We start from the raw sequence: 26,446 nt of genomic DNA, 5'->3' as shown, positions 1-26,446 counted from the left end.
AGTTTTCGAGAACTGATCGATCTGCCTTAGCTCGCGAGGTCGGTCAGCATCTGCTGGGAGGTCTCGCGCCCGTCCACGACATGCTCGAGCCGCCCCTGCCGAAAGACGGCAATACGATCGCTGATCTGGAGTATCTCCGGCGCTTCCGATGAGACGACGAGCACCCCATTGCCCTTCGCAGCGAACTCGCGGAGAAAGGCATAGATCTCCTGCTTGGACCCCTCATCGATGCCACGCGTCGGCTCGTCGCAGATCAGCAAGCGCGGGTTGGTGAGGAGGCAGCGGGCGAACACCACTTTCTGCTGGTTTCCGCCGCTGAGCGTTTCCACAGCGACATGTGGGGAAGCCGCCTTGATCCGGTTCAACCGCATCATCCGATCGGTCGCCGCGGCCTCCGCCTTGCGGCGAACGAAGCCGCTCACGGCGCGGAGTGCCAGCGACGATAAGGCGATGTTGTGCGCGATGGATCCGCAAAGGACGAGACCAACGTCCTTCCGATCCTCGGGGACCATGGCCATGCCCTGCCGGATGCATTTCTTGGGATTGCCTGGATCCACTCTCTTCCCATCGAGGAACACTTCCCCCTCGGACGGGGCGTGGATGCCATAGACGGTTTCCAGAAACTCCGTCCGGCCTGAACCAAGCAAACCGTAGATGCCCAAAATCTCTCCGGCGGCAACATTGACGGAGATATTCTTGAAGTGAGACCCGCGCGACAACGAACGCACTTCGAGCAGGATCGGTGCGCCCTCGTTCGGCTGCCCCTTTTCGACCGTCTTGATTTCGTGACCGACGATCTGCGTAACGAGATGATTTCGGTCGATCGAGGAAATAGGACCGCTCTCGATGAAGCGCCCATCGCGAAAGACTGTGTATTCGTCCGCGATCTCGAAGATCTCGGTCAACTTGTGCGACACGTAGACGATTCCAGATCCACGCGCCTTTATCCGCTTGAGCGCATTGAACAGGATGTGTACCTCGTGCTCGCCGATCGCCGAGGTCGGCTCGTCCATGATGACGATGTCCGCTCGATAGCTAAGCGCCTTGGCGATTTCGACGAGTTGAACCTGGGCCAGGCTTAGGTCTCGCATGCAGGCATCGACTGGAACGTCGAACTCGAGGTCGTCGAGAAGCTGCTTTGCGGTGCGCCGCATCTTCGGAAAATCGACGAGGAGACCACCGATCTTCGGCTCCCGCCCGAGATAGATGTTCTCGGCAACGGTCATCTCGGGGACTGGAGACAGTTCCTGTGTGATTATCGCAACGCCATGCCGGAGAGCATCGGCGGCACTTCTGAAGTCGACGGGGACTCCCTCGATGCGGATGCTGCCTTCGTCGCGGTGCAGCAAACCCATCACAATGTTCAGAAACGTCGACTTACCGGCGCCATTGCCACCGCAGAGGGCGTGCACAGTCCCACGCTTGACGGTCAGCCGACCGTCACGCAGCGCCGGAACTCCGTTGAAAGACTTGGCGATTCCTTCCGCAACCAGCAGCGGCTGATCGTGCAGCCCGATGGCCGCGTCATCGCGCGCTTCCGCTCCTGCCCCGGACAACGAACGCATTGATTTCCTCCAGCGGACGTCTCTGCGTCTGCGCTGGAGATATGAGGTCATACCTTATACTTGTTGTCAACAGAGATCATACCTCCTACCTTGTGGATGTTCATTGGTTTGATCTGGTCGCGCGACGGCTTATGTGGTCGCAATGCGACGGCGGAAAATGAGAGCTGCGAGCGACCGATGGAGCAGATGGAGAACAAGAAGCTACCCACGCGTGTCGAAGTCGCGCTGAATTACATCACCGGTGAAATTGCCAAGGGAAATTTGAACCCAGGGGACAAGCTGCCCAACGAGAAGGAGCTTGCAGAAAAGCTCGGCATCAGCCGCACCCCTATCCGCGAGGCCATGAAGACGCTTGCGGTCTCAGGACTTATCGAAACGAGGCATGGGCACGGCAACTACATTCGCAAGGATGAAGGCACCGCCGTGATGCCGCTGATGATGTTCCAGCTCTATCTTCAGGATTCTTCACCTGAGATGCTGATGGAGCTCCGCTACATTTTCGATCGAAACTGCGCAGAACTGGCTTCGATCAGGCGCACAGATCGTGATCTGGCAATTATGCGCGAAAGCATCGACCGCCTGAAGGCTCTCTCCGAGGATCCCAACTCGCCAATCGAGAAGCTGCTGGAGGCCGACCTTGATTTTCATCGCGCTGTCTATGCGGCAGCGGGCAACAAACTCATCGTGGTGATCGCCGACTTCGTCCTGAACATGGTCGCTCCTTGGGTTCGCAAATCGCTGGAGGTCAGCGGGCGCTATCGCGCCGTTGGGCTGCACGAGAAGATGTATGCAATGATCCGCGATCAGAAGACAGGTTTGCTCAGCCGAGAAAGCGTCGAGGCGAACATGGAGCACTTCATGTCGTCCCTGAAGATTCCGACAGCGTAACTTCAGGCGAAGTCAGGTTGCGCTTCGGCCACCCGCGCCTGGCTCGGTAAGAGCGCGCTCTAACGATTTATCGCTCCGCAAAGACGACCACGCAGGCTCCGTCATCTGTTACGCAACGGACATCTCTCATGATCGCAAGCCTGAGCTTAATTCTGCTCTGCCAGCTGGCCGGCGAAGCGATTGTGCGAGGCCTCAACCTGCCGATGCCGGGACCGGTGCTCGGCCTCTCATTCCTGCTGCTTCTTCTCTTGACGCGCGATCGCTACGCGGCGCTCCGCCGAGGCCCTTTGCACAACGATGCCGTCGAGAGCACGGGCCGCGGCCTGCTCGCGCATCTATCTCTTTTATTTATTCCTGCCGGCGTCGGCGTTGTGCAGAGGCTCGACCTGGTTGTCGAACATGGTGTCGGAATCCTGCTGACGCTGGCTGCGTCGGTGGTCGTTACTTTGCTCGTGACAGTCGCCACATTCCTCGCGGTCAGCCGCCTGCTCGCGAGAAGACAGGCAAAGCAATGAACGAACATCCATTCTCTCTTTGGGTGTATCTCTCGCAGTCGCCTCTCCTCTGGCTGACCTTTACGCTCTCCGTCTATGCCATAGCAGATGCAGTCTCGCTTGCGACGCATCGCCACCCGCTGGCAAATCCGGTCCTTCAATCAATCTGGATCATCGGCGGATTCCTGATCATGACGGGCACTTCTTACACCACGTACTTTTCCGGCGCGCAGTTTGTGCATTTCCTGCTCGGCCCGGCTACAGTGGCACTCGCGATACCGCTCTATGACCACCGCAAACGTGTCATAGCTGCGATCGTTCTGATGCTGATTTCACTGGTCGCCGGCTCTATCACAGCCATCGTCTCCGTCGTTCTGTTGGCCCGGGCCTTTGGTCTGCCACAGGCGGTCATCCTCTCGCTGGCGCCGAAATCGGTCACTGCCGGCGTCGCGATGGGTATCAGCGAATCCCTGCGCGGCGATGCATCTCTGACGGCGGTGTCCGTCGTCCTCACCGGCATAATGGGAGCCATCATTGTCACTCCGCTTATGAATCGGATAGCCGTCACTGATTTCCGCGCTCGCGGTTTCGCGGTCGGCATCGCGGCGCACGGCATCGGCACAGCACGCGCGTTTCAAGTCGACGAAGTGGCCGGCGTTTTTTCTGGCATCGCCATGGGTCTGAATGCGCTTGTAACGTCGTTGCTGGTGCCGCTGGCGGTAACATTGCTGCTGCACTGATTGTCGATGCCAGTGGGTGTCGACGTGCAGCTTGAAGCGTCAAAGGCAGCAGGAGAAATGATTAGTCTCGAAGGATAGACGTTGGCGACCTCGCCGCTCGCAATGCCGCTGGCGCGGAGGCATGCTTGTCGCCATCCAAGATTCCCCCCTATGCAGAGAACATTCGGCTGGCAAGCTATCGCAAACTACGGTTGTTCAGGTGACGGGTGGCCGTCAACTCAACTGAAGTGACCGCGCGAAATTGGTAAAGAACTCATCTGCCAGTTTCTTGGCCGAACCGTTGACAAGTCGCTGCCCCAGTTGCGCAAGCTTTCCGCCGATTTGCGCCTCGACCTGATACGTCAAAAGGGTGCCATTGTCTCGCTCGAGAAGCCTGACCTTTGCGCCGCCCTTTGCGAAGCCCGCGACGCCGCCCTCGCCTTCTCCAGCGATATTGTAGCTGTTCGGCGGGTCGAGGTCGGTCAGAGTGACCTTGCCTCTAAACCGCGCCGAAACAGGCCCCACCTTCATCTTTGCGACGGCGCGAAATCCTTGGCGGTCGATCTCCTCCAGTTCCTCGCATCCGGGAATACAGGCTTTCAGAACGGCGGGATCGTTCAGTTTGGCCCAAACGACCTCCCTTGGGGCAGCGAGCTGGATTTCACCTGTCATTGTCATAGCCATTGTCGTCTCCCAAAAGGTCGCGCCGAACCCGCTCTCGCCCCTCAATCGCGAACTGGCGCAAATACTCTGGCCATGTAGGTGGAAAGATCGTTTTCGATCTCCGCCCGCGATGTCGACGAAATGCCCGCAAGCGCCTTGGCCAGCTCCTTCTTGAACTCGATCTGCATCGAGCGCGCGATCTGGATCCGTTGCGCCTGCGGCGAACCCGCGCCATGCATGGATTCCGTCAGGTATCCCACCGCGTTCCTGCCCAGCGTCATGTTCTCGACCAGGCGCAGAACACGAATCCTGTCCTCCGTCGCAATCTCCGGCCGGCCTTTCAGATACTTTTCAATCAGAGGACCGATCGTCTCATGGCGCAGCTCGCGTTCCGACGGCAAGGTCACCATCAGTCCGCCGGCGAGATCCTGCGCCAGCCGGCCGATCTCGTAAGGCAAGCGCGTGACGTGATGCTTGCAGACGTTCGCGAGCATCTCGTCCGGCAGGAACGCCCCGGAATCCATCGCGATCCCCTGATGGCTCGCGGCAATGCCCGCGCCATAGATGGTTTCGTTGAGATGGGTCATCTCGACCAGCTTGTCGCGGATATGGGAGGCGCGCTCGACGCCATTGTAGTCTGCGATCGTCGCCGCCGCGCCGATCAGGACGTCGCCGACGCCGGTCTTGCAGACGTAGCTGCGGCGATGATAGCAGGTGAAGCGTTCGACCAGCGTAGATGCGAATTCCACTTCACCGTCCATGAAGACATGTTCGGCCGGGATGAACACATCCTGGAAGACGATCATGGCTTCCTGGCCGGCAAACCGCGCATTGCCCGCGTCGATGTCGCCCTCTTCAGCGCTGCGCACATCGCAGGATTGCCGGCCGTAGATGTAGGTGATGCCCTCGGCATCGACCGGGAGCGCAGCGACGATGGCGTAGTCCTTGTCGTCCGGCTCCAATCTCATTGTCGGCATGACGATCAGCCAATGCGAGTTCAGGCAGCCTGTCTGATGCGCCTTGGCCCCGCTGATATAGATCCCTTGCGCGGTACGCCGCGTAACATGCACGAAGAGATCGGGATCTGCTTGCTGTGAAGGCGATTTACCGCGATCGCCTTTCACGTCGGTCATCGCGCCGCCGATCACAAGATTTGACCGTTGAACGCGTGCGAGAAAGTCCTTGAAGCGGTCGTGGTAGAATGTGCCGTACTTCCGGTCCAGATCATGAGTCACGGAGTGCAGCGCGTTCAGCGCGTCCATGCCGACGCAGCGCTGAAAGCAGGTGCCGGTCAACTGTCCGAGCCGGCGCTGCATCTTGTTCTGCATGACGAGGTCCGCTGGGCTGGTCGCGATATGCAGGAAGCGGTTGATGCGCTCGCCGGTCAGTGGCGACGTCGCCGACGCCAGCTCGGGATTGTCGTTGGCGAGATCGTATGTCTCCGCCACGGCGTTGATTGAGGGCCGGATGATCGGATGGTCGACCGGTTCGGCGACCTCTTCGCCCATCAGATAGACCTTGAGCTTCCGGCCCCTCAGGCTTGCGACATAATCGGCGCCGCTGCGGATCGGCTCCCGAGCGAGTGTGGCAAGACCATCGACAGCGACATCCTGATCCATCAAGGTCACCCCTTCTTGACCAGCGGGCAGAGGCTGTCCTTGAGCGGTCGGAACGCCTGCTCGCCCGGGATCACCTCGCGCAGCTTGTAGAAATCCCATTCGCTCTTGGACTCGGACGGCTGCTTCACCTCGTACACATACATGTCATGCACCATGCGCCCGTCCTCGCGGATGCGACCATTCTTGGCGAAGAAGTCGTTGATCGGCATCTCGCGCATCTTGCTCATCACGGCCTTGGCCTCGTCGGTCCCGGCGGCCTCGATCGCCTTGAGATAGTGCATGGTCGACGAATAGTCGCCGGCGTCGCCCATGTGCGGCATCCGCTTCATGCGTTCATAGAAGCGCTTCGACCATGCGCGCGTCTCGTCGTCGCGATCCCAATAGAAGGCATTCGTCAGCACGAGCCCCTGCGCCGTCCGCAGGCCGAGGCTCTTGATATCGGTGATCCATACCAGCAATCCGGCAAGCGTCTGGCCGCCCTTCGTGATCCCGAACTCCTGTGCCGACTTGATCGAATTGACAAGGACATTGCCTGAACCCGCGAGGCCGATGACCTGCGCTTTTGACGACTGTGCCTGGAGCAGGAATGAGGATTGATCGAACGCCTCGACCGGGTATCGGGTCGATCCGATCACCTCGCCGCCCAGGCTCTTCACGACCGCAGTGGTGTCGCCCTCCAGTGCGTGTCCAAAGGCATAGTCCGCCGTCAGGAAGTACCAGCTCTTCTGACCGGCCTTCATCAGCGCGCTGCCCGTACCGCGGGCGAGCGCGTAGGTGTCGTACGCATAGTGAACGCTGTTGGGCGTGCAGGCGTCATTGGTGAGGCGCGACGAACCGGAGCCGTTGATGATGGCGATCCTGTTCTTCTGCTGTGCAAGCTGGGAGACGGTGAGCGCGATCGAGGAATTGATCAAATTGGCGACCATGTCGACATGATCGACGTCGAACCATTTGCGCGCGAGCCCCGAGGCCGTATCCGGCTTGTTCTGGTGGTCGGCCACCAGCACCTCGATCGGCTTGCCCAGCACCTTGCCGCCGAAATCCTCGACCGCCATTTTCACTGCGGTCACGGACCCCTCACCGGATTCGTGAGAGAACTGGCCGGACATATCGGTCAGCACGCCGATCTTCACGGCATCGTCGGAAACCGCAGCCGGCTGCGCGGCGACATGGCTTGCCAAGGCGACCGCCGCTGCGGCTGCGATCAAGATTGTCTGCACTCCAGCCTTCATGACGCTCCTCCCAAGAAAAAATGCGGCGCGGCGCGATCCGCTTCATTACATGCATAACTAGACTTTTGTTACATGCGTAACTAGACTAATTTTTCGTGGGAGTCAATCGCAGCGATGTGTTAAACGAGCCAAGCTTGCGAAGCGGCCCTTGAATGGTGACTGCGAATACGGATTTCCGAGACATGCCTGCCGCCGCCAAGGCCCAGCCCACGAAACCATCCCCCCGAGCGACGCCGAAGCCGGCCAAAAGCCAGGCCGGCGCTATCAGGCGCGAACGAAATTGTTCTGTGGCGCGCACGTTGGATATCGTGTCCGACGCCTGGGCTTTCCTGATCATACGCGAGGCGTTCTTCGGCACGCAAACCTTCGAGGCATTCCGTGCGGCGCTTGGCATTCCCAGGGCAACGCTGACCGATCGTCTGAGGAAACTCACGCAGCTCGCAATCTTCCGGCAGGTCGCGCCCGGATCGTCGCTGCGCAAGGAATATCGCCTGACCAAAATGGGCTTCGATCTTTATCCGAGCTTCATCGCCCTGATGCAGTTCGGCGATCGCTGGCTCGCAGGCGGCAAGCCCGCTCCACTGACGCTGGTCCACGTCAGCTGCGGTTGCGACAGTCACCCGATCGTCGCCTGCTCGCATTGTGGCGAAAGCGTCGCCGCGCGCGATGCCAGGTACCGCGACGGACCGGGCGCCGGGCGCCACCCCGCCAAGGCCGGCCGCAACACAAGAAGAGCCTCGGACGGCAACCGCTTTCAGCTCGGCCGCCCAAGCTCTGTCTCGCGAGCGCTCGAGATCATTGGCGACAAATGGAGCTTCATGGTCGTGCGCGAGGGCTTCTTCGGCAATCGGCGCTACGACAAGATCCTCACCGAACTCGAGATCGCGCCGAATATCCTGACGGATCGACTGAACCGTCTCGTCGCCAGCGGCGTGTTGCGCCGCCGGCAATACCAGAGCTCGCCGGATCGCTATGAATATCTTCTCACCGACATGGGGCGCGACCTGTACGGACCCTTCATCACGATGCTGCAGTGGGGCGATCGTTGGCTCTCCAAGGGCAAGCCGCCCCTGCTACTCACCCACCTCACCTGCGGGCACGATTTCCATGCGTCGGTGAATTGCGACCGCTGCAAGCAGCCGATTGTGGCCGCCGACATGCGCTACAGGCTGACATATGATCCCAAGGCGTTTGGCGCCCTGGGACCGCGTTCTGTCGATTCATAGCCTGCCCTCTGTCCTAAGTGCGCAACGCCTCGACCAGCTTGAAGCGCATGATCTTCCCCGAGCCTGTGCGTGGAATCTCCGAGACGAGATGGGTCGCTTCGGGAATCTTGTAGGATGAAAGATGGGCCCTGCAATGGTCCATCAATGACGCGACATCGAGTTCGTCGGCCTTGGCCACCACGAACAGGCACGGCACTTCACCGAGCGTCGCGTGCCTGATGCCGACAACGGCACAATCGGTCACCTGCGGATGCCGCACCACAACCTCCTCGATCTCGGCCGGCGCGATATTCTGGCCGCCGCGGATGATCAGCTCCTTGATCCGGCCGGTGATCGTCAGATAGCCGCTGGCGTCCGACTTCGCGAGATCGCCCGTATGGTACCAGCCCTTTCGCAGGGCGGAGGCCGTCTCCGCTGGCTTGTTATGATAGCCGTGCATCAGGTTCGGCCCGCGCACGATCAACTCGCCCTCTTCACCGATCGGGACATCCTCCAGCGAGGTTGGATCGACGATCCGCACGGCAAGACCCGGTACCGGCAATCCGCACGATCCCATCGGCCGTGCGCCGTGCAGCCAGTTCATCGTGACCATCGTGGACGTCTCGGTGATGCCGTATCCGTCCAGCAGCCGTGTTCCGAACTGCTTCTCAAAGGCGTCGTTCAGAGCGGCCGGCATGATGGCGCCGGCGGAGATGCACAGCCGGACCGAGCCGAGGCGTTCGATGCCAGCTTCCTGCGCGCGATGCAGGAGATAATGGAACATCGTCGGCACGCCGGGCAGGATCGAGTATTTTCCCGTCTGCAAAAGATCGAGCGCCTGCTGCGGCGAAAACTTCTCCATGATGTGCTCGCTCGCGCCGACCGCGAGCACACTGAGCACCGACAGATTGAGACCGTAGGAGTGGAACAGCGGGAGAGGCGACAGAACGACATCCTTCTCGGTCAGCTCGCAGATCGGCGCCCAGCACGCCGCGGCGATCCACAGCATGCCACGCAACGACAGCAGCACGCCCTTGGCGCGGCCCGTGGTACCGGATGTGTAGATGATAAAAGAGGAACGATCGATATCGTCGGGGTCGAGCGGCTTCGCGGCGCTCTCTGTTGCAAGGTCCGCCAGCGCGATGCCGGCCCGAGCCGCTTCGGCGCCGGCAAAGATCACTGTCGGCGCAATTCCGGCGTCACCGCAGATTTTCGCGATCAGTTCCTTCCTCGACGCGGCTGTGATGATCAGGCTGCAGCCAGCATCGGTCACGCGATAACTGATCTCTCCTTCCGCAGCGTCGAAGCTGATGGGCACGACGACCGCCCCGGCACGCAATGCCGCGAAGCAGGCTTCGATCCAGTCGACGCCATTGGGTAGATAGATCGCAACCTTGTCGCCCTCTCGCAGACCGGCCTTCGCCAGGTTTGCCGCGATCGAGGCGGTACGCGTCGCAAGTTCCGCATAGGTGACGGACCGCGATGAATCCCAGTACGCGACCTGTCCGGTCCGCTGTTTGGCATGACGATCGAGGAGCGTCGCGATCGGCGCAATCAGATCAACGTGCAGCATCGTCGTATCCCCTAGACCATACTGTATCCGCCGTTCACGCTGATGACTTGCCCCGTGATCCAGCTTCCCGCATCGGAGGCCAGCAGGGCGACCAAGGGTGCAACGTCGGACGGCAAGCCCAGCCTCCGGATCGCATAGGCCTTGACCAGCTTGTCACGGTTGGCATTGACCCAGGTCCTGTCGTGGGCGGTTTCGATCAGGCCGAGCGAGATCGAATTGGCCGTCACGCCCGAGCGTCCCCATTCGCGGGCCAGCGACTTCATCAGCGCGATAGTGCCGGCGCGCGCAGCCGCGCCGAGCGCAAGACCGGATTCGCCGACCCTCGATGAGTCCCCCATGATGGATATGATGCGGCCGCGGCCGGACGCTTCGAGCAGCGGCCCGGCACTGTGCGAGCAATTCAGCGCACCGTACAGGCAGGTGTCGATCTGCTTCTTCCAGTCCTCGGGCGTGCTTTCGCTGAAGCGCTTGCGAAACACCAGCCCGGCGTTGTTGACGAGGATGTCGAGCCCGCCGAAATCGTTCTTGATGCCGGCGACCATTTTCCGAACGACGTCGGCGTCCGAGATATCGGCCTGATAGGCCTTCGCCTTGCCGCCGGCATTCTCGATCTCGGCGACCACCGCCTCGGCCTCTGTGTTCGAGCTGTGATAGTTGACCGCAACGCTGGCGCCGTGTTCCGCCAGCAGCTTGGCGATCGCCGCCCCCACATCCCGTCCGCCGCCGGTCACGAGCGCGACACGTCCTTTGAGATCACTCATCTGCTTTTCCTCTCGCGTTGAGTCTGGTCTGCTCCATGAGCTTGAATATGCGCTCCGGAGTCATCGGAAGAATGGATACGTCGATGCCGAGCGGCGACAGCGCGTCGGCGATCGCATTGGCTATGGCGGCCGGCGCGCCGATCGTGCCGCCCTCGCCCATGCCGCGGAATCCACCGGCCACCGCCGATTCGCTTTCGATGTGGACGACGTCCATGGCCGGCACTTCGGGTGCGGAGGGGATCACATAGTCGACGAGGCTCGCGCTTAAGAGCTGGCCGTCGTCGTCATAGACGAGCTCTTCGAACAGCGCCGCACCAATACCTTGCGCGACGCCGCCGTGGACCTGGCCATCGACGATCATCGGATTGATGATCCTGCCGCAATCCTCCGCGACGACGTATTTCAGGATCTGGACGAAGCAGGTCAGGGGATCGACTTCCACCACAGCGATGTGAGTGGCTGCCGCAGTCGTCCCGTTGATAGGGTCGTAGGTGTATGTCCCCGTCAGTTCCTCGCGTGCCTCGACGGGCAGCGTCTTCATGTCGGAATAAACAGCCTTGGCGACCTGCTTGAATGTCACCGCACGGTCAGTGCCGATGACCACGGCCTTGCCGTCCAAAACCTCGATGTCGTCCTGATTGGCCTCCAGGAGATGAGACGCGACTCGCTTGATCTTGTCCTGGAGGATGCGCGAGGCATGCTTGGCAGCACCGCCGCCGAGCACCGCGCTACGGCTCGCATACGTCCCGGTCGACATTGGGACCTCATCGCTGTCGCCTTGAATGACGCGGACGTCCTCGAAGCGGGCACCGAGATCATCGGCGACGATCTGCGCCAGCGTCGTCTCCAGTCCCTGCCCGTGTGAAGCTACACCGAACGCAGCGGTAATGGCGCCGGTGGAGTCGATGGTGATCTTCGCCGTCTCCGAGCCTGTGTTGATCGGCATTCCTGGCGCGACGGCGATCCGCGAGCCGATGCCGGTCAATTCCGCATAGGAGGCGATCCCGATGCCGAACAGACGCCCGTGCTTGCGCGCGTCCGCTTGCTGAGCGCGAAGCTGTTCGTAACCTACAGCTTCCGCAGCGGCTTCCAGGCACTCAACAAATCCTGTCTTGTCCCAGATGATTCCGGATGCAATCCGGTACGGGAATTCCTCGGCCGGGATCAGGTTGCGCCTCCTAATCTCGAGGGGATCAAGACCAAGTGCTTTGGCGCCAAGGTCCATCAGGCGCTCTGCAACGAAGGTCGAGATCGGCCGGCCGACGCCACGATACGGACCAGTCGGCGGCTTACAGGTGGCGACGCCGCGGACCGCACCCCGATACGACGCGATCTTGTACGGTCCAGGAAGGAAGCTGACGACCTGGACTGGCTCCAGCCCGCACGTCCAGGGATAGATCGAATAGGCCCCGACGTCACCGATCACGTCTGCTTGCAACGAAGTCGCTATCCCGTTGGCGTCGAAGCCCATCTCGGCATCGACGATTTCGGCGAAGGCTTGGCTCGAGCTGCTGACGTCCTCCAGTCGATCGGCAGTCCACTTCAGCGAGCGGCCGAGCTTGCGTGCCGCGATGCAGATCAGGAGCTCTTCAGGATAGAGCGACCCTTTCGATCCGAAGCTGCCTCCGACATCGGGCGCCACCACCCGCAAGCGGTGGCCTGGAAGGTCGAGCGATTCACAAATGGCGTCCCGCACAATGCCCGGAATGTTCGACGACGTATAAAGCGTAACGGCATCTCGTCGCTTGTCGTACTCGGCCGTGTAGCTCCGGGGCTCCATCGCAAGCGGCGCCTTGCGGGTCATCTCAAACCGGCCGCTCACCCTGACCGCAGCGGCCTTAAGATCGGCAGCCACGTCGCCCTTCTTGAACTCGCGCGCGATGAGGACATTGGTGCCCGCCTCTTCGTGCAGCAGTGCCGCGTCGCCTGCGATGGCGGTCTCTGCACGCGAGAGAGCGCCAAGCGGCTCGTAGTCGACATCGATCAACTCGAGCGCATCCTCGGCCAGATATCGCGAGGTGGCTATCACGGCGGCGACGGCTTCGCCGACATATCGGACCTTGCCGGTAGCCAGGGGCACGATTGGCGTCGCGTAATAGTTCGGCATCCGCGAGAATGGGATCACCGGCTTGAAGTCACCGGCGAGATTCTCCGCGGTGAAGACCGCAACCACCCCCGGCGACACCTGCGCAGCAACGGTATCGATCCGGGCGATCCGCGCATGCGGCTGCCCGCTGCGAAGGAACGCAACGTGAAGCGGCCGGTCCGGCTTCCGGTCGGCCGAATACTCGCCGCGCCCGGTCAAGAGCCGCGGGTCTTCAGTACGCTTGATCGCCGCGCCAACGTTGCGCGGTCGCAAGACGTCCGACGAATGGGGGCGCGTTTCGCTATTCATAGCCTTCGCTTCCCTTACGCAGGCTCTGCCATTGCTGGTCATCGTGGCCGCAAATCACCGTCGCGCCCGCCCTTTCGATCCGCCGCACCTCTGCGAACGTCTTCAATTGCTCATCGACGTTCCAGGTGTTGCGAGGCGCGGTATCGGCATCCAGATTCTGACGCAAACTGACCGAGTCAGATGCCAGCAAGAATTGTCCGTCGCGATCGAGGCCGACCAGCGCACCGAGCGTTCCCGGCGTATGGCCCGGTAACGGCACCAGCACGACGCTGCCGTCACCGAAAAGATCCCGCTCTCCGTTCAGCGCCTCGATGGGCTGGCCGTAGTCCCAATCCGCGCGGAGATAGCCGGCCGCTTCAGCACCCGGCGCCTGCGCGGCTTCGATCTCCTTGGCATGGGCCAGGATCGTGGCCTTCCGGAAGAACTGATTGCAGCCGCAGTGATCGGGGTGGAAATGAGAATTCACGACGATATCGATATCACCGGGCTCCATTCCGACGCAGGCCAGGCTTGGCAGCAGCGTTTCATTCGCGCCCATCAACGGCTTCATGACCTTCGCAAGCGTGCCCCAACGCGCCTCGGCGTGATCGACCACGGAAGGGTGACAGCCGGTATCGAACAGCACGTTGCCCTGCTTGTGCCGAATCAAGGCGCTACTGACAGGAAGATCGATCGTTTCACTACGGTCGGCGTCCGACACGTAGATGCTCTTCTTCATCCGAAGGCGACCGGCGGGGAGAAAATTGAGTTTCATGGCACGGTCTCCGCGCGCTTGCCCGCCGCAGCTCTGATCGCGGCGACAATGTTCTGGTATCCGGTGCAGCGGCAAAGATTGCCGGACAGCCCTTCCCTGATCTCGTCGTCGGTCGCGAGCGGATATTTCCGGAGCAGGTCTTCGCCCGTCATCAACATGCCGGGCGTGCAGAACCCGCATTGAAGCCCGTGATGCTCGCGAAACTGGGCCTGCAAAACGTTGAGTGTCTCCGGCGTCCCGAGGCCTTCCACGGTCGTGATTTCCGCGCCGTTGGCCTGAATGGCGAGCATCAGGCAGGAGCGGACGCTATCGCCGTTGACAAGCACCGTGCACGCGCCGCAAACGCCATGCTCACATCCGACATGAGTGCCTGTCAGTCCGAGCATATCACGCAGGAAGTCGGACAACAGGAGCCGCGGCTCGACGTCCTGTACGTCGTACTTCGTTCCGTTGACGGTCACCGATACTGTCGCGCTCATCGCCGATCACTCTCCGCGGCCAGGGCCGTCTGCATGGCACGCCTAGCCAGCTGCCCGAGCAAGTGCTGGCGGTACTCGGCGGAAGCGTGAAGATCGCCGTTTGCAGACACGCTGGACGTGACAAGCTCGGAAAATCGATCCGGCATCTGGTCGTCTATGGCGATACCGCGGAGTTGTCCCTCAACCTCTTTCAGCCGGAGCGGCGTGTCGGCCACGCCCATCACGGCCACGCGCGCGTCCTTGATGGTGGAAGCACCGCGCCGGACAGAGACGGCGATACTGGCGAGCGCGAAATCACCGAAGCGACGAGCGACTTCCTCGAAGGCCCATCCGTTTTGCTGAAGGATTGGAAATTCGATCTCCACCACGATGTCCTCCGGCTCCAGGCAATTCGTCAGCGCGTCGACGAAGAAGTCCTCGGCGGCGATCGTCCGTCGGCCGGACGGTCCCTGAACCGATAGGCTCGCGCTGTAAAGCAGTGATAGCATTGGCAGTTCTGCGGCGGGATCCGCGTGGGACAGGCTACCGCCGATCGTGCCGCGATTGCGGATCGCGAGGTGGGCCACGTGACGCATGGCCGCCGCCATCACGGGCAGCTTCGATGCGATCAGCGGCGACTGCTCGATCTCGCGATGGCGCGTCAATGCGCCGATCGCGACGCGATCGCCTCTCAGCTCGATGAATGACAGCTCCCTGATGCCATTGAGGTCGACCAGCACCGCAGGCCGTGTCATCCGGAAGTTAAGAAGCGGCAGCAGGCTCTGGCCACCGGCGAGAACCTTGCCCTCACCATTGGCCGCGCGCAAAGCTTCGACTGCGGCATCCACCGTTGTCGGCGCCACATAGTCAAACTTGGCAGGCTTCATCGTATTTGCCCTCCAAGACCGCGTCCGCGCTTGCCATCGCTATTCGCCACGAAACCGCGGAGCTCTCTTCTCCGCAAACGCGCGACGGCCTTCCCTGAAATCCTCGCTGTCGGACGCGATGTCGACCAGCTGCTGCGCGCCGGCCAAATCGAGGCCGCCGGCCCCCATCGAAAGCCCGTTCAGCATGTATTTCGCACCGGCGATCGAAAGTGGCGCATTGTCCGCCAGCCGTTTCAGGAAGCGCTCGGCGGCGAGCGGCGCATCGTCGTGGATCTCGTCGATCAACCCCATCGACATCGCCTGCTCGGCCGGATAGCGGTCCGCGGAGTAAAGGATGCGCTTGGCGTTTGCGATGCCCGTCAGGGCCAGCAACCGCTGCACGCTTCGAACGCCGTAGACGATTGAGAGCTTTGCCGCGGGAATCCCGATCGTTGCGGTACGATCGCCGAAGCGAAAGTCGCATGCCAACGCGAGATGGCAACCGCCCCCAAGGCAATAGCCGGAAATGGCTGCGACAACGGGCTTTCCCAGCGTCGCGATCGCGCCTGAACAGGAATCGACGGCGACTTCGTATTCGGCACTCTGTCGCTTGTCGTCCCGAATACTGTCGAACTCGGAGATATCGGCGCCGACGGAAAAGTTTTTGTCCTCACCCGTCAGCACGACCGCTCGAACATCCCGGTCGCTCGCGAAGTGCGAGAAGATGTCGGCGAGTTCACACCACATCGCCAGCGTGACGGCGTTCCTCGCCGAGGGCCGGTTCAATGCGACCCGCGCTATGCCGTCCCTTTTCGCCACGATTATATCTTTCACGAAGGCCTCTCCTCCCGAACAGACGACCTTTGGGCCGAATGCCTATCGTCACTTGCATAAGTAGACTGATTTTCGAGGCGAAGTCAAGGTGGCCACGCGCAGGGCCCGTCTCCTCGGAACCAAAAGCAGGGGCCGCTCCGTGATCTACCCTCGACAGAGAGGGCAAGCACATTGCGATGCAGGCTCATCCAATCACAATGTGGTCGTGGTCACGACAAATACGGGTGATATCGGCCAGTGCAGATCGAGGCGCGGGAGCGCCGTAGCGTTCGCAATAAAACTAGTCGTCTGACCGCTCAAAGCTGCGCTGCGCATGACATCGAGCACATTGGAGACCATTTCATCGAACAGCATGACCTTGGGTCGCATTCGCGCCGCTGCTGTTCGTCGAAAATTCGAGACCGGAGCTTCTCGGCTTGAGGTGCGGCCCCAGCGCTCAAAGAACGGACATGACGCCCTTCTTCGCCTTGCTTCTGGCTCCGCCGACGCACCTTCGTTTGATGTGCGAACAGGTTGAAGGATCACAGACCATGTATCAGCGCGGAGGCGGGCGAACGGCCGCCCTTCGGCGGGAAGGACAAATTCCCGCATAAACTCGAAATACTTTTCGAATTCCTGCGCCAAGCACTCGATCGCCTCACAATATCCACGCCGCCCTTCGGATAGAAGGTTACGGCTACAGACGGAGATTGCGAAGGTCGGCGTCCAAAGAAATTAAACTTCAAAAGTGCCGTGTCTGGCTGACGCCGAGCGGAAACCAAGGCCGGTGCGGGAGCGACAACCGATCACTACCGAAAGGCCGGCGCCACGATCGCCGATCACGCCCATGACGTATTCGCCTCTCTCGGCCGTGGCATGCCATCCGCGAGCGCGCAGGGGTGCCGGAAGCCATTCCTTAAGCGTTACGACATTCTAGCATCGTCCGAGGCTTGCGAAACGGCCTCCCTATTCAGCACGTTGCTAAACTGAACAACACTTCTCTGAAGATGATCGAGCGGCACTACGCGAAGTATATCTCGACAGCCTTGGAAGATCTATTATCGTGTGCCTTGCAGACGGGCGCGCGATTTGCGCAGGCAAAGCGGATGCGCGTCAGTGATGCACAATGGAAAGAAGCGACGCTTGATGGTACCACGTTCCTACCGCAATAGCGGGCGGGGATGCGCGGGCTACCGCGGTGGTCCGAACCGGTCGCAAAAGGCACCATGTTTGTTGCCACGGCCACTGCGGCTCCGCCCGAAGACCCCACACGTTCGTGTTACATCGATCGGGTTTTCGGTCGCGCCGCAGAGACGATTCACCGTGTTGGCACCGATGCTCAATTCCGGAAGGTTCGTCTTTCGACAACAATGCCTCCGGCGCTGCGGATAATCGCCGTGATGTCGTCGTAGGCCACGGGAATGTTGTTTTCGAACTTCTTCGAGCCATAGGTCTTAAAATACCCTGCATCGCCTGGATACCCTTGATCGCCGCGGGGAGTCCGTGAAGCGCGCCGAGGACGTCGCCGCGCATGACCGCGGCCTCAACTGCTTTTGCTTCGGTCCGCGCCCGCTCATAATCCCGAACAACCATCGCGTTCACGGCGGGATCAATCGCCTCATCTGCTCGATGCAGGATTCCGGCAACTCAACGGGCAAAAGTTGTCTGCTTCCGATCAGTCGACGAGCTTCGACGGAAGTAAGGTCGCTTGGACGGATCATGCGAAGTCTCCGCCGGTTATGAACGTTCCAGATCGAACTCCGAAAGCGGCCACCGCAGTTGACCGGCTGTCAAGCAGGCGGTTTGCCCAAGACGGTCACGAATGCCCGCGCAACCTCATCCAAACGTTGTTCCGGCAAGCCTGCAACGTTAATACGTCCGTCCTCGACCAAGTAGATCGCGTGCTCTTTGCGCAGTCGATACACCTGGTCCGCGGTTGCCCCAATTCGTGAGAACATGCCCCTCTGTCGAGCGACAAATGCGAAATGAGTGCTATTCGACTGTCGCTGCAGAGCCTCGGCGAAACCGAGCCTCAGACTGACCATCCGCCGACGCATGCCCTCGAGTTCAGCCTCCCAATCTCCTCTGAGCCCAGCATCGCTAAGAACAATTCGGACAGCGGCTGCCCCGTGGTCGGGTGGCATCGAATAAAGGCTCCGCGCGGCCCCAAGGAGTTGAGCCGCGGCGATTTCGCTCTGTCCTGATGTGCGTCCGACGATGACCGCCGCTCCAACGCGATCGCGGTAAACACCGAAGTTCTTGGAGCAGCTCGCGGCAACAACCATTTCGGGGACTTGCGCAAAAACAGACCTAAGCCCCGCCGCGTCCTGCTCGAGCCCCTCCCCGAGCCCCTGATACGCGATATCGATAAAGGGCAGCAAAGCCCGATCTGTCAGAACGTCCGCCAACTCGCCCCACTGCGCCAAATCAAGATCGGCGCCGGTCGGGTTGTGACAGCATCCATGCAAAAGAACGATGTCCCCAGGGGCGGCAGTCTTCAACGATGCGATCATTGCGTCGAAACGAACGTCGTGGGTCTCGGCGTCGAAGTACGCGTAACTCCGTGTCGCAAGCCCCGTCGCCGCGATTAGTCCGGCATGCCCGGGCCAGCTCGGCTGGGGGGTCCAGATGGTGGCTTCCGGCTTGGCACGATGCAACAATTGCAAGAGCGTTCGCAACGCGCCCATACCTCCAGGCGTCTGGCAGGCGCGAATACGTGAAGTGTCAGCAGACGGTCCGAACAGAAGCTTCACGATCGCGCGCGTAAAGCCGACGTCGCCGACGGGACCAAGATAGCTCTTGCTCTCTTGGTCAGCGAGAAGGCGCCGCTCCGCCTCGCGAATTGCGCCGAAGACCGGCGTTCGACCCGCCGCATCTTTGTAGACCCCTATCCCAAGGTCGACCTTTCTGGTTCGAGGGTCCTCCCTGAACAGATCGATCAGCGCTAGGATTTTGTCGGGCTGAGCTGGGGTCAGCGTTTCAAACATGACGGATGTCTCACTTTTCCCTAGTCGATCGACGCATCCCCACGGATAAATGGCCAGGGACTGGGCTCAGACCCCTTTTCAACCGGAACTTCGATCAACGCTGGTGCATCGAGCGACAATGCCTTCTCAAGCGCGATCCGCAAGTCGCCCGGCGATCCCGCCCGGAGCGCGGTCACGCCAAAGGACTCCGCAAGTCTGCAAAAATCGGGGTTCGTCAGATCGGAACCGATAAATCGGCCGTCATACGACTGCTTCTGGTCGCGAAGGACATTTCCGTAGGCGGAGTTGTTGAAGACGACCGACACCACGCCGATGCGATGCTGAACGGCGGTTGCAAGCTCCTGCGCTCCGAACAAGAAGCCGCCGTCGCCAGAGATCGAAACAACAGCCTTGTCCCGGTGGGCGACCTTGACCCCTAAGGCGGTGTTGTAGCCAAAGCCGAGGTTCTCTTGATATCCGCAGGTCACGTACCTTCGGGGCTCGTAGACCGGAAAACCCAGACGAGCCGCGAAACCCATCTGGCTGACCTCCTCAACAAGAAAGCCGTCCTTTGGCAACACCTCACGCAGAACTTTGAGATATTCCATCTGCGGTTGGAGGCCGCCCATTGCAGCTTCGGCCTTCCGGTTCAGCTCACGAAACTCGTCGCCGCGATTTCTCGCGCGCGGCGTGCGATCGAGGTCCTTCAGAAGGGCCCGGATCCCTTCTGAGGCGTCGGCGACTATGCCAACTTCGGGCTTCAGCCGGACCATCTCGACCGGATCAATATCGATCCGGATTGTCTTCAGCCGCGGCGGATGAGAGCGCCAGGTCATATGAAGCCGGCTCCCAATCCCGATCAGCAAATCGACGTTGCGAAAGAAAGAGGATGCTGCGACAAAGTTGAGCCAATTGGGATCGTCTGCCGAGAGCACACCTTTTCCTGAGCGATAAGACGTTACGGGGGCCTGCAGATGATGCGAGAGCGCGCGCACCTCGTCGGCTGCATCAACGGCGCCGCCGCCCACGATGATCAGGGGATTCCGAGCGCCGGCAATCAGCGCAGCCGCCGCCTTGATCGCATCCGGATCAGGTGCCGGTGCCGGCGATGCCGTTCCGATCATAGGCTCTTCGATCAGCGCCCTCTGCCCGAAAACGTCCCAAGGTGCCTCCACAGCGACCGGCCCGCGCCTCCCCGAGGTCATGCGTGCAAACAAGCTCGCCATAGTGGCATAGGTGGCGCTTGGATGATCAATATGCTCGGCGCCTCTCGTCAGTCCGCGAAGCGTCGCGAGTTGATCGGGCAGCTCATGAAGCTGACCACGCCCGCGGCCGATCAGATGGGACATGATGTTTCCCGTGATACACATCACGGGCGCATTTGCGCCGTACGCCGTGCAGAGCGCGGCGCCGGAGTTGAGAACGCCAGGCCCCGGCACTACGGTGTAGATGCCGGGACGTCCGGAGCATTTGGCATACCCGTACGCCATATATCCGGCCCCCTGCTCGTGGCGCGTCGAGATGAAGCGCAGCGCATTTCGCTCCGCATACAGCCCGTCCATAAGATCGTAGGTATGGGCCCCCGGGACTCCGAAGACCGTATCCACCCCGTGCGCTACCAATGCGCGTGCGATCTTTCGCCCTGTCGTTTCACTTTTGCCTTCTGTCACTTACCTGTATTCCTGAGAGAGCCGCTTCTGCCCCTATGTGCCGAGCCGTTGGGATGCGTCTTGGAGGCCTGGCAAGCAAGAAACTCCGCGACCGGCGGCTACTGCCTAACCAGCAACGACGAACGCTGACCTTTGCGTCCTAAAATCGTCACGCGAGCAGCAGCGCATCCTCGTCGATCACCTTGCCGCGGATTTTGGTGAACATGCTCAGGAGGTCCTCTACCGTGGCCGACCTTCTTTCGGCGCCAGAGAGGTCCATAATGATCTTGCCTGCATCGAGCATGATCGTTCGCGTTCCATGTTGGAGAGCCAGGCCCATAGAGTGGGTTACCATCAACGTCGTCAGCTTCTTCTCAGAGACGATCCTGTCGGTCAGCTCAAGCACGAATTTGGCACTTCCGGGGTCGAGCGCTGATGTGTGCTCATCCAAGAGCAGGATGTCCGACTTTGCGAGTGACGCCATGATCAGACTCACAGCTTGTCGCTGCCCACCGGAGAGCATGCCCATGAGCTCGCCAAGCCTGTTCTCGATCCCAAGTCCCAGCTTCGACAGCTCCTCGCGGAAGAGCGATCGCAACGTCCTGTTCGATGCCAGAGCAGCCCCGCGCAATTGACCGCGCTTCGCCGCCATCGCCATATTCTCCTCGATGGTGAGGCCGGCGCACGTCCCCATCAGCGGATCCTGGAACACCCTGGCTATCGAGCTGGCACGGCGGTGCGCGGGCAGCTTCGTTACGTCGACATCGAAAATCTCGACCTTGCCCGACGTCACCGGCGCTTCACCGGACATAACGCTGAGCAATGTGGATTTGCCGGCGCCGTTGCTGCCGATGACGGTAACGAACTCTCCGGCAGCGATGCTTAGCGAGATATCGCGGAGTGCCCTCGTCTCTAGAACCGTGTCCCGGTTGAATGTGCATTGGACGTTGGAGAGCCGAATCACGCGCCGCTCCTTTGAGTAGCAACGGCCTTCTGATTGAAGCGCTGCATCAACTTCCTCGAAAGAGCTCGGAAGCGCGGTATTCTCAGCATCATCGCGACAGCCACCAGAACCGCGGTCACAAGGTTGAGATCGCCGGCGCTTAGTCCGATCCATTCCGATTCCAAGGCGATCGAGACCGCAAATCGATAGAGCACCGAGCCGATCACGGTTCCGACGATCACCCACACGATGTTGCCGGAGCGAACCAAGGCTTCTCCCAGGATGACGGCGGCAAGGCCGGCCACGATAGACCCCACGCCGACCGTGATATCCGCAAAGCTGTTGCTTTGAGCAAATAGACAGCCACCCAGCGCGATGAACCCGTTGGCAATCGCCAGCCCCACATAAATATGCAGGCTGGTCGAAGAACGCGCCATTCGCGGATTGGCACCTGTCGCGCGCATCGCGAGCCCAAACTCGCTCTTCATGAACCACGCAAACAAGGCGGTAAGCACGGATACGCCCACGAAAATCGCAATCGGATTGCCGAGCCAGGCCGGCCAGCCGAAGGTCGTGCCTAGAGGCGTGAAAATCGTGTTCTTGCCGAGCAGCGCAACGTTTGGCGCACCCATGATCCGCAAGTTAATCGAGAACAGCGCCGTCAGCGTCAGCATGCTGGCGATCAGGTTCACGATCCTAACGCGGATGCTGAGAAAGGCGGTGACAAGGCCTGCCGCAAAGCCAGCAAGCACAGCTACGACCGTCGCGGTCCACGGATTATAGCCAGCAACGATCATTGTTGCTGCAACGGCAGCGCCGAGAGAGAAGCTTCCATCCGCCGTCAGGTCCTGAAAGCTGAGGACCTGAAAAGCCAGGAAGATTCCAAGCGACACGAGCGAATAGATCAAACCGACTTCAACCGCACCCGCAACGGAGATAATGCTCATTTGAACCTGCGAGAGCAGTTAATTCATCACTTTGACGGCAGCGTTCTTGAGCAGGCCGTCCGGAATACCGATGCCCAGACGATCGGCAAGCTTCTTGTTGATGACCACAGCTGTTTCTTTGGTAGTCTCGGAATCGATCTTGCCGACGTTTTCTCCCTTGAGGATCCTCAAGACCATATCGCCGGTCTGACGGCCGATGCTCAGATAGCTAAATCCAAGCGCGGCGAGCGTGCCCTGATCGAAATTGGAATCGGCAGCGTTTCCAAACACTGGAATGTTGTGCTCACCGGCCACTTGCAAAAGTGTAGCTGACGCCGCCGTGACAGAATTGTCCGCAAGCGAGAAGATCGCGTCGACCTTACCAACAAGACTTTGAGTAGCGTTCTTTACAAAAGCAGTTCCGTTCGCGGGGGGCGCGACAATTTCAATCCCCATTTCTTCGCCATACTGCTTCAGGAGTTTTACGAGCACGACCGAATTAGCTTCGCCTGGATTGTACGGGGCTCCAACACGTTTCAGGTTTGGCATGATCTGCTTTGCCAGCTGGAGCTGCTCCTTGATGGGCGACATGTCCGAAACGCCGGCGATATTTCCCGTTCCCGACGCTTTGAAGGACTTGATCAGGCCTGCCGCCACGGGGTCTGTGACCGCGCTGAATACGATCGGAATGTCTTTCGTGGCCGAGGCGACCGCCTGCGCGGAGGGAGTGGAGATGGCGACAATTACATCGGGGCGATCGCCTGCGAACTTCCTCGCTATTTGCGCTGCGATGGCGGCTTGGCCTTGTGCAGACTCGTAGACGACCTGGAGGCGATCTTCGCCATAGCCAGCGGCTTTGAGCTTCTCGACGACACCGTCACGGACGGCATCGAGTTGCGGATGCTGCACAATGGCGGTGATGTAGACTTTAACTTTTTCTGCGGCGTGAACAGCCGGCGCCGTCGTTAAGGCCCACGCTCCGACGACGACTGCAAAAGCGCTTTTCTTCCAAGCGTAACCACCCATGATGTTTCTCTCCAGATGACTGCGCTCTGAGCACTCGAGGCCGGCACAATCTGCTCCTGGCGAGTAGATAGCTGAAGGCACTCGGGAGGGCTGTATCTGGCGATACAGGCAAGGGATGCTAGCGCGTTGTGCCCATGCTGCTTACCGTTAGGACACTGTGCTCTCGCTCCGCCGGAAGTATCCTCCCCTCGACCTCGCCAAACCCGACGCGATAGCCGTTGCCCTGGCACCAGCCGCGCATAACGAGGCTGTCGCCGTCTTCCAGGAACGAGCGCTTGGCGCCGCCGGGCAGTTCGACCGGCTCGGTGCCGTTCCAGCAGATCTCCAGCAAGCTGCCGCGCTGATTCTTCTCCGGGCCGGAGATGGTGCCGCTGCCGAGGAGATCGCCGACGTTCATCGCGCAACCACTCGACGCATGGTGCATCAATTGCTGCACCGAGGACCAATACATGTACTTGAAATTGGTACGGCTGATGTTGGCAGGCGCGTCGGCACCGGCGGCGCGCAAGGAGACATCGAGCTCGACATCGTAGTTCTGTGGCTTCGCCTGCTTGAGATAATCCAGCGGCACCGGCTCTTGCTCCGGCCCCTTCAGGCGGAACGGCTCCAGCGCCTCGCGCGTCACCACCCAGGGGCTGATCGAGGTCGCGAAAGCTTTCGCCAGGAACGGCCCGAGCGGCACATATTCCCATTGCTGGATGTCGCGCGCGCTCCAGTCGTTGAGCAGCACGAAGCCGAAGATCATCTCCTCGGCTTGGCTCTCGGTGAGCATGCCGCCCATCGGCGACGGCTGGCCGATCACGACGCCCATCTCCAGCTCGAAATCAAGCCGCTTGCATGGCCCAAAACTCGGCACGTCGACATTCGGCGGCTTCAATTGCCCGCGCGGCCGCTTCACCTTGGTGCCGGAGACCACAACGGTGGACGCACGGCCATTATAGGCGATCGGCATGTGCAGCCAGTTCGGCTGCAGCGCATTGTCCTTGCCACGGAACATCACGCCGACATTGGTGGCGTGCTCCTTCGACGAATAGAAATCGGTGTAGCCGGAGACCGCGAACGGCAGATGCAGTCTTGCCTCGCGCATCGGCACGAGCGCGCGGCTGCGCAGCTCCTCGTTATCGCGCAGCTCCGGATGATCCGCGCGCAGCAGCTCGCTGATCCGCGCCCTGGTCTTGCTCCAGACTTTTGGCCCGAGCGCCATGAAAGCATTGAGCAAGGGTCCGGAGAACACGCCGAGCGGTCCGACATCGAGCCGCGAGTCCTGCTCGAGCTCCCAGAGATCGAGCACGTAATTTCCGATCGCCACCCCGACCCGTGGCGTCGGATTCGCCGCGGTCGAGAACGCGCCGTAGGGCAGGTTCTGGATCGGGAAGTCGGAGGCGGGATCGACGTCGATGAAGGAGCGGAGGCTGGGGTCGTTGGGGTGGGGCATTGGTTTCCTGCCGGATGTTTTTGACAATCTATCCGCCGTCATTCCGGGATGCGCCGCGAGGCGCAGGCCCGGAATCCATACTCACGATCGTGGTTATGGATTCCGGGCTCGCCGCTATGCGGCGCCCCGGAATGACGAGCGGAGACACTACGGCTTGTTCGGATCGAACCGCTTCTCGAGCCCCTTCCAGCAATCCGCATAATCGTCCTGCAATGTCGACGACTTCGCGGCATGTGCCGTGACGCGCTGCGGGTAGCGGGTCTCAAACATGAAGGCCATGGTGCCCGTGAGCTTCACCGGCTTCAGCTCGCCATTGCTGGCGTGCTCGAAGGCGTCGCGGTCGGGGCCGTGCGGCAGCATGCAATTGTGCAAGGAGATGCCGCCCGGGACGAAGCCTTGCGGCTTGGCATCGTAGACGCCGTAGATCAGGCCCATGAACTCGCTCATGATGTTCATGTGGTACCAGGGCGGACGGAAGGTGTTGTCGGCCACCATCCAGCGCTCGGGGAAGATGACGAAGTCGATATTCGCGGTGCCCGCGGTCTCCGACGGCGAGGTCAGTACCGTGAAGATCGAGGGATCGGGATGGTCGAAGCCGATCGCACCGACCGGTGAGAAGGTGCGCAGATCGTATTTGTAGGGCGCGTAATTGCCGTGCCAGGCGACGACGTCGATCGGCGAATGGGTTAGCTGCGTCTTGAACAGCGAGCCGCCCCATTTCACGAACAGCTCAGTCGGCGTGTCCTTGTCCTCGTAGTTAGCGACCGGCGTCAGGAAGTCGCGCGCATTGGCGAGGCAGTTGGCACCGATCGGGCCGCGCTCCGGCAGCGTGAAGGCGCCGCCATAGTTTTCGCAGAGATAGCCGCGCGCCGGGCCATTTGGAATCTCGACCCGGAACTTGACGCCGCGCGGGATCACGATGATCTCGCCGGGCTCGGCGTCGATGCGGCCAAACTCGGTGACGAGGCGCAGATTGCCCTGCTGGAGCACGAACATCAGCTCACCGTCGGCATTGTAGAAGTGCTGGTCCACCATCGACTTGGTGATGAGGTAGACATGCGCCGCCATGCCGGCCTGCGTGTTGACGTCACCGGCCGTCGTCATGGTCTGCACGCCCTGCAGGAAGGTCACCTCCCCCTTCGGCAGCGGCGTCGGGTCCCAGCGCAATTGCGCGATCGGCAGCTCGTACTCATGGCACGGCGCCGAGCGCCACAGGCCGGCATCGACCTTCTCAAAGCGGCCGGAATGCTTCACCGAGGGCCGGATGCGATAGAGCCAGGAGCGCTCGTTAGTGCCGCGCGGCGCGGTGAAGGGCGAGCCGGAAAGCTGCTCGGCATAGAGCCCATAGGCGCAGCGCTGCGGCGAATTGCGCCCGATCGGCAGCGCGCCCGGCAACGCCTCGGTCTCGAAACTGTTGCCGAAGCCGGACATGTAGCCCGGCGTCACCTGGGCCGAGCTGCGGATGATCTGGTCAGGCGAGGTATTGATGTTCATGA

The 26,446-nt window shown here is 60.9% G+C and carries 24 protein-coding genes; 4 read left to right on the top strand and 20 right to left on the bottom strand.

Translation table 11 applies throughout. The features are described 5' to 3' along the window. Positions 1 to 26: 26 nt before the first annotated feature. Complete coding sequence (locus XH88_RS18230) at positions 27 to 1,565, bottom strand: sugar ABC transporter ATP-binding protein (protein ID WP_271669639.1); 1,539 nt, start codon at positions 1,563 to 1,565, stop codon at positions 27 to 29. Between the two features lie 96 nt (positions 1,566 to 1,661). Here XH88_RS18230 and XH88_RS18225 point away from each other — a divergent pair, with 96 nt between their 5' ends. The 3 genes from XH88_RS18225 (at position 1,662) to XH88_RS18215 (ending at position 3,687) form a co-directional block, all read left to right on the top strand. Beyond that, positions 1,662 to 2,453: a FadR/GntR family transcriptional regulator gene (locus tag XH88_RS18225; protein WP_271670377.1), complete on the top strand. Its 792-nt coding sequence runs from the start codon at positions 1,662 to 1,664 to the stop codon at positions 2,451 to 2,453. Between the two features lie 128 nt (positions 2,454 to 2,581). Beyond that, positions 2,582 to 2,968 carry a CidA/LrgA family protein gene (locus XH88_RS18220; RefSeq protein WP_271669638.1) on the top strand — a complete coding sequence of 129 codons (387 nt, stop codon included), beginning with the start codon at positions 2,582 to 2,584 and terminating at the stop codon, positions 2,966 to 2,968. Next, positions 2,965 to 3,687, top strand: a complete 723-nt coding sequence (locus tag XH88_RS18215; protein ID WP_271669637.1) for an LrgB family protein — start codon at positions 2,965 to 2,967, stop codon at positions 3,685 to 3,687. The genes XH88_RS18220 and XH88_RS18215 overlap by 4 nt, the downstream gene beginning before the upstream one ends. A gap of 213 nt (positions 3,688 to 3,900) precedes the next feature. Here the strand turns inward: XH88_RS18215 and XH88_RS18210 are convergent, their stop codons facing one another. The 3 genes from XH88_RS18210 to XH88_RS18200 are packed head-to-tail and all read right to left on the bottom strand — an operon-like array spanning position 3,901 to position 7,180. Continuing rightward, on the bottom strand, positions 3,901 to 4,350 hold the full coding sequence (locus XH88_RS18210; RefSeq protein ID WP_271669636.1) for an SRPBCC family protein: 450 nt from the start codon (positions 4,348 to 4,350) through the stop codon (positions 3,901 to 3,903). 41 nt (positions 4,351 to 4,391) lie between these two features. Next, positions 4,392 to 5,948 carry a 4-hydroxyphenylacetate 3-hydroxylase family protein gene (locus tag XH88_RS18205; protein WP_271669635.1) on the bottom strand — a complete coding sequence of 519 codons (1,557 nt, stop codon included), beginning with the start codon at positions 5,946 to 5,948 and terminating at the stop codon, positions 4,392 to 4,394. A gap of 5 nt (positions 5,949 to 5,953) precedes the next feature. Then, positions 5,954 to 7,180, bottom strand: coding sequence for an ABC transporter substrate-binding protein (locus XH88_RS18200; protein WP_271669634.1), 1,227 nt, complete (start codon positions 7,178 to 7,180; stop codon positions 5,954 to 5,956). Between the two features lie 287 nt (positions 7,181 to 7,467). Between XH88_RS18200 and XH88_RS18195 the strand changes: the two genes are divergently transcribed. Beyond that, on the top strand, positions 7,468 to 8,406 hold the full coding sequence (locus XH88_RS18195; RefSeq protein WP_271669633.1) for a winged helix-turn-helix transcriptional regulator: 939 nt from the start codon (positions 7,468 to 7,470) through the stop codon (positions 8,404 to 8,406). A gap of 13 nt (positions 8,407 to 8,419) precedes the next feature. On the opposite strand, the gene XH88_RS18190 is transcribed toward XH88_RS18195, so the two are convergent. The 16 genes from XH88_RS18190 to hmgA form a co-directional block, all read right to left on the bottom strand. Further along, positions 8,420 to 9,958: a class I adenylate-forming enzyme family protein gene (locus XH88_RS18190; protein ID WP_271669632.1), complete on the bottom strand. Its 1,539-nt coding sequence runs from the start codon at positions 9,956 to 9,958 to the stop codon at positions 8,420 to 8,422. An 11-nt stretch (positions 9,959 to 9,969) separates the two neighbouring features. Further along, positions 9,970 to 10,719: an SDR family NAD(P)-dependent oxidoreductase gene (locus XH88_RS18185; protein ID WP_271669631.1), complete on the bottom strand. Its 750-nt coding sequence runs from the start codon at positions 10,717 to 10,719 to the stop codon at positions 9,970 to 9,972. Continuing rightward, positions 10,712 to 13,114 (bottom strand): xanthine dehydrogenase family protein molybdopterin-binding subunit, encoded by a 2,403-nt coding sequence (locus XH88_RS18180; protein ID WP_271669630.1) that lies wholly within the window; start codon positions 13,112 to 13,114, stop codon positions 10,712 to 10,714. The genes XH88_RS18185 and XH88_RS18180 overlap by 8 nt, the downstream gene beginning before the upstream one ends. Next, positions 13,107 to 13,868, bottom strand: a complete 762-nt coding sequence (locus XH88_RS18175; protein WP_271669629.1) for an N-acyl homoserine lactonase family protein — start codon at positions 13,866 to 13,868, stop codon at positions 13,107 to 13,109. The genes XH88_RS18180 and XH88_RS18175 overlap by 8 nt, the downstream gene beginning before the upstream one ends. After that, complete coding sequence (locus XH88_RS18170; RefSeq protein WP_271669628.1) at positions 13,865 to 14,347, bottom strand: (2Fe-2S)-binding protein; 483 nt, start codon at positions 14,345 to 14,347, stop codon at positions 13,865 to 13,867. Before XH88_RS18170 ends, XH88_RS18175 begins: the two co-directional genes overlap by 4 nt. Continuing rightward, a complete protein-coding gene (locus XH88_RS18165; RefSeq protein WP_271669627.1) occupies positions 14,344 to 15,213 on the bottom strand; it encodes an FAD binding domain-containing protein in 870 nt (289 codons plus the stop codon). Before XH88_RS18165 ends, XH88_RS18170 begins: the two co-directional genes overlap by 4 nt. A gap of 39 nt (positions 15,214 to 15,252) precedes the next feature. Next, a complete protein-coding gene (locus tag XH88_RS18160; protein WP_271669626.1) occupies positions 15,253 to 16,026 on the bottom strand; it encodes an enoyl-CoA hydratase-related protein in 774 nt (257 codons plus the stop codon). A 192-nt stretch (positions 16,027 to 16,218) separates the two neighbouring features. Continuing rightward, positions 16,219 to 16,650, bottom strand: coding sequence for a hypothetical protein (locus XH88_RS18155; RefSeq protein WP_271669625.1), 432 nt, complete (start codon positions 16,648 to 16,650; stop codon positions 16,219 to 16,221). Positions 16,651 to 17,026: 376 nt separating this feature from the next. Next, positions 17,027 to 17,275, bottom strand: coding sequence for an amidase family protein (locus XH88_RS39245; RefSeq protein ID WP_442868447.1), 249 nt, complete (start codon positions 17,273 to 17,275; stop codon positions 17,027 to 17,029). Between the two features lie 520 nt (positions 17,276 to 17,795). Further along, positions 17,796 to 18,992, bottom strand: a complete 1,197-nt coding sequence (locus XH88_RS18145; protein ID WP_271669624.1) for an amino acid aminotransferase — start codon at positions 18,990 to 18,992, stop codon at positions 17,796 to 17,798. A 20-nt stretch (positions 18,993 to 19,012) separates the two neighbouring features. After that, positions 19,013 to 20,641, bottom strand: coding sequence for a thiamine pyrophosphate-dependent enzyme (locus XH88_RS18140; RefSeq protein ID WP_271669623.1), 1,629 nt, complete (start codon positions 20,639 to 20,641; stop codon positions 19,013 to 19,015). A gap of 148 nt (positions 20,642 to 20,789) precedes the next feature. Continuing rightward, the gene (locus tag XH88_RS18135) at positions 20,790 to 21,584 is read right to left on the bottom strand and encodes an ABC transporter ATP-binding protein (RefSeq protein WP_271669622.1); all 795 of its coding nucleotides are present in this window, start codon (positions 21,582 to 21,584) and stop codon (positions 20,790 to 20,792) included. Beyond that, complete coding sequence (locus XH88_RS18130; RefSeq protein WP_271669621.1) at positions 21,581 to 22,510, bottom strand: ABC transporter permease; 930 nt, start codon at positions 22,508 to 22,510, stop codon at positions 21,581 to 21,583. The genes XH88_RS18135 and XH88_RS18130 overlap by 4 nt, the downstream gene beginning before the upstream one ends. Before the next feature lie 18 nt (positions 22,511 to 22,528). Beyond that, a complete protein-coding gene (locus XH88_RS18125; RefSeq protein ID WP_271669620.1) occupies positions 22,529 to 23,515 on the bottom strand; it encodes an ABC transporter substrate-binding protein in 987 nt (328 codons plus the stop codon). Positions 23,516 to 23,633: 118 nt separating this feature from the next. Beyond that, entirely contained in the window at positions 23,634 to 24,950 is a 1,317-nt protein-coding gene (gene fahA / locus XH88_RS18120) for a fumarylacetoacetase (RefSeq protein WP_271669619.1), read from the bottom strand. 147 nt (positions 24,951 to 25,097) lie between these two features. After that, positions 25,098 to 26,444, bottom strand: coding sequence for a homogentisate 1,2-dioxygenase (gene hmgA, locus XH88_RS18115; RefSeq protein WP_271669618.1), 1,347 nt, complete (start codon positions 26,442 to 26,444; stop codon positions 25,098 to 25,100). Positions 26,445 to 26,446: the final 2 nt, after the last annotated feature.

Source organism: Bradyrhizobium sp. CCBAU 51627 (assembly GCF_028128765.1).
Classification (GTDB): domain Bacteria; phylum Pseudomonadota; class Alphaproteobacteria; order Rhizobiales; family Xanthobacteraceae; genus Bradyrhizobium.
The sequence above is the reverse complement of the archived record's forward strand: the minus strand, read 5'-3'. Positions and strand labels throughout refer to the sequence as shown.

Excerpts from the sequence above, each read along its gene's own strand:
- XH88_RS18190 (WP_271669632.1), bottom strand. The coding sequence starts at position 9,958 with ATGCTGCACGTTGATCTGATTGCGCCGATCGCGACGCTCCTCGATCGT.
- XH88_RS18210 (WP_271669636.1), bottom strand. The coding sequence starts at position 4,350 with ATGGCTATGACAATGACAGGTGAAATCCAGCTCGCTGCCCCAAGGGAG.
- XH88_RS18200 (WP_271669634.1), bottom strand. The coding sequence starts at position 7,180 with ATGAAGGCTGGAGTGCAGACAATCTTGATCGCAGCCGCAGCGGCGGTC.
- XH88_RS18225 (WP_271670377.1), top strand. The coding sequence starts at position 1,662 with ATGTTCATTGGTTTGATCTGGTCGCGCGACGGCTTATGTGGTCGCAAT.
- XH88_RS18175 (WP_271669629.1), bottom strand. The coding sequence starts at position 13,868 with ATGAAACTCAATTTTCTCCCCGCCGGTCGCCTTCGGATGAAGAAGAGC.
- XH88_RS18220 (WP_271669638.1), top strand. The coding sequence starts at position 2,582 with ATGATCGCAAGCCTGAGCTTAATTCTGCTCTGCCAGCTGGCCGGCGAA.
- XH88_RS18125 (WP_271669620.1), bottom strand. The coding sequence starts at position 23,515 with ATGGGTGGTTACGCTTGGAAGAAAAGCGCTTTTGCAGTCGTCGTCGGA.
- XH88_RS18145 (WP_271669624.1), bottom strand. The coding sequence starts at position 18,992 with ATGTTTGAAACGCTGACCCCAGCTCAGCCCGACAAAATCCTAGCGCTG.
- XH88_RS18185 (WP_271669631.1), bottom strand. The coding sequence starts at position 10,719 with ATGAGTGATCTCAAAGGACGTGTCGCGCTCGTGACCGGCGGCGGACGG.
- XH88_RS18215 (WP_271669637.1), top strand. The coding sequence starts at position 2,965 with ATGAACGAACATCCATTCTCTCTTTGGGTGTATCTCTCGCAGTCGCCT.
- XH88_RS18165 (WP_271669627.1), bottom strand. The coding sequence starts at position 15,213 with ATGAAGCCTGCCAAGTTTGACTATGTGGCGCCGACAACGGTGGATGCC.
- XH88_RS18180 (WP_271669630.1), bottom strand. The coding sequence starts at position 13,114 with ATGAATAGCGAAACGCGCCCCCATTCGTCGGACGTCTTGCGACCGCGC.
- XH88_RS18205 (WP_271669635.1), bottom strand. The coding sequence starts at position 5,948 with ATGGATCAGGATGTCGCTGTCGATGGTCTTGCCACACTCGCTCGGGAG.
- XH88_RS18170 (WP_271669628.1), bottom strand. The coding sequence starts at position 14,347 with ATGAGCGCGACAGTATCGGTGACCGTCAACGGAACGAAGTACGACGTA.
- fahA (WP_271669619.1), bottom strand. The coding sequence starts at position 24,950 with ATGCCCCACCCCAACGACCCCAGCCTCCGCTCCTTCATCGACGTCGAT.
- XH88_RS18230 (WP_271669639.1), bottom strand. The coding sequence starts at position 1,565 with ATGCGTTCGTTGTCCGGGGCAGGAGCGGAAGCGCGCGATGACGCGGCC.
- hmgA (WP_271669618.1), bottom strand. The coding sequence starts at position 26,444 with ATGAACATCAATACCTCGCCTGACCAGATCATCCGCAGCTCGGCCCAG.
- XH88_RS18130 (WP_271669621.1), bottom strand. The coding sequence starts at position 22,510 with ATGAGCATTATCTCCGTTGCGGGTGCGGTTGAAGTCGGTTTGATCTAT.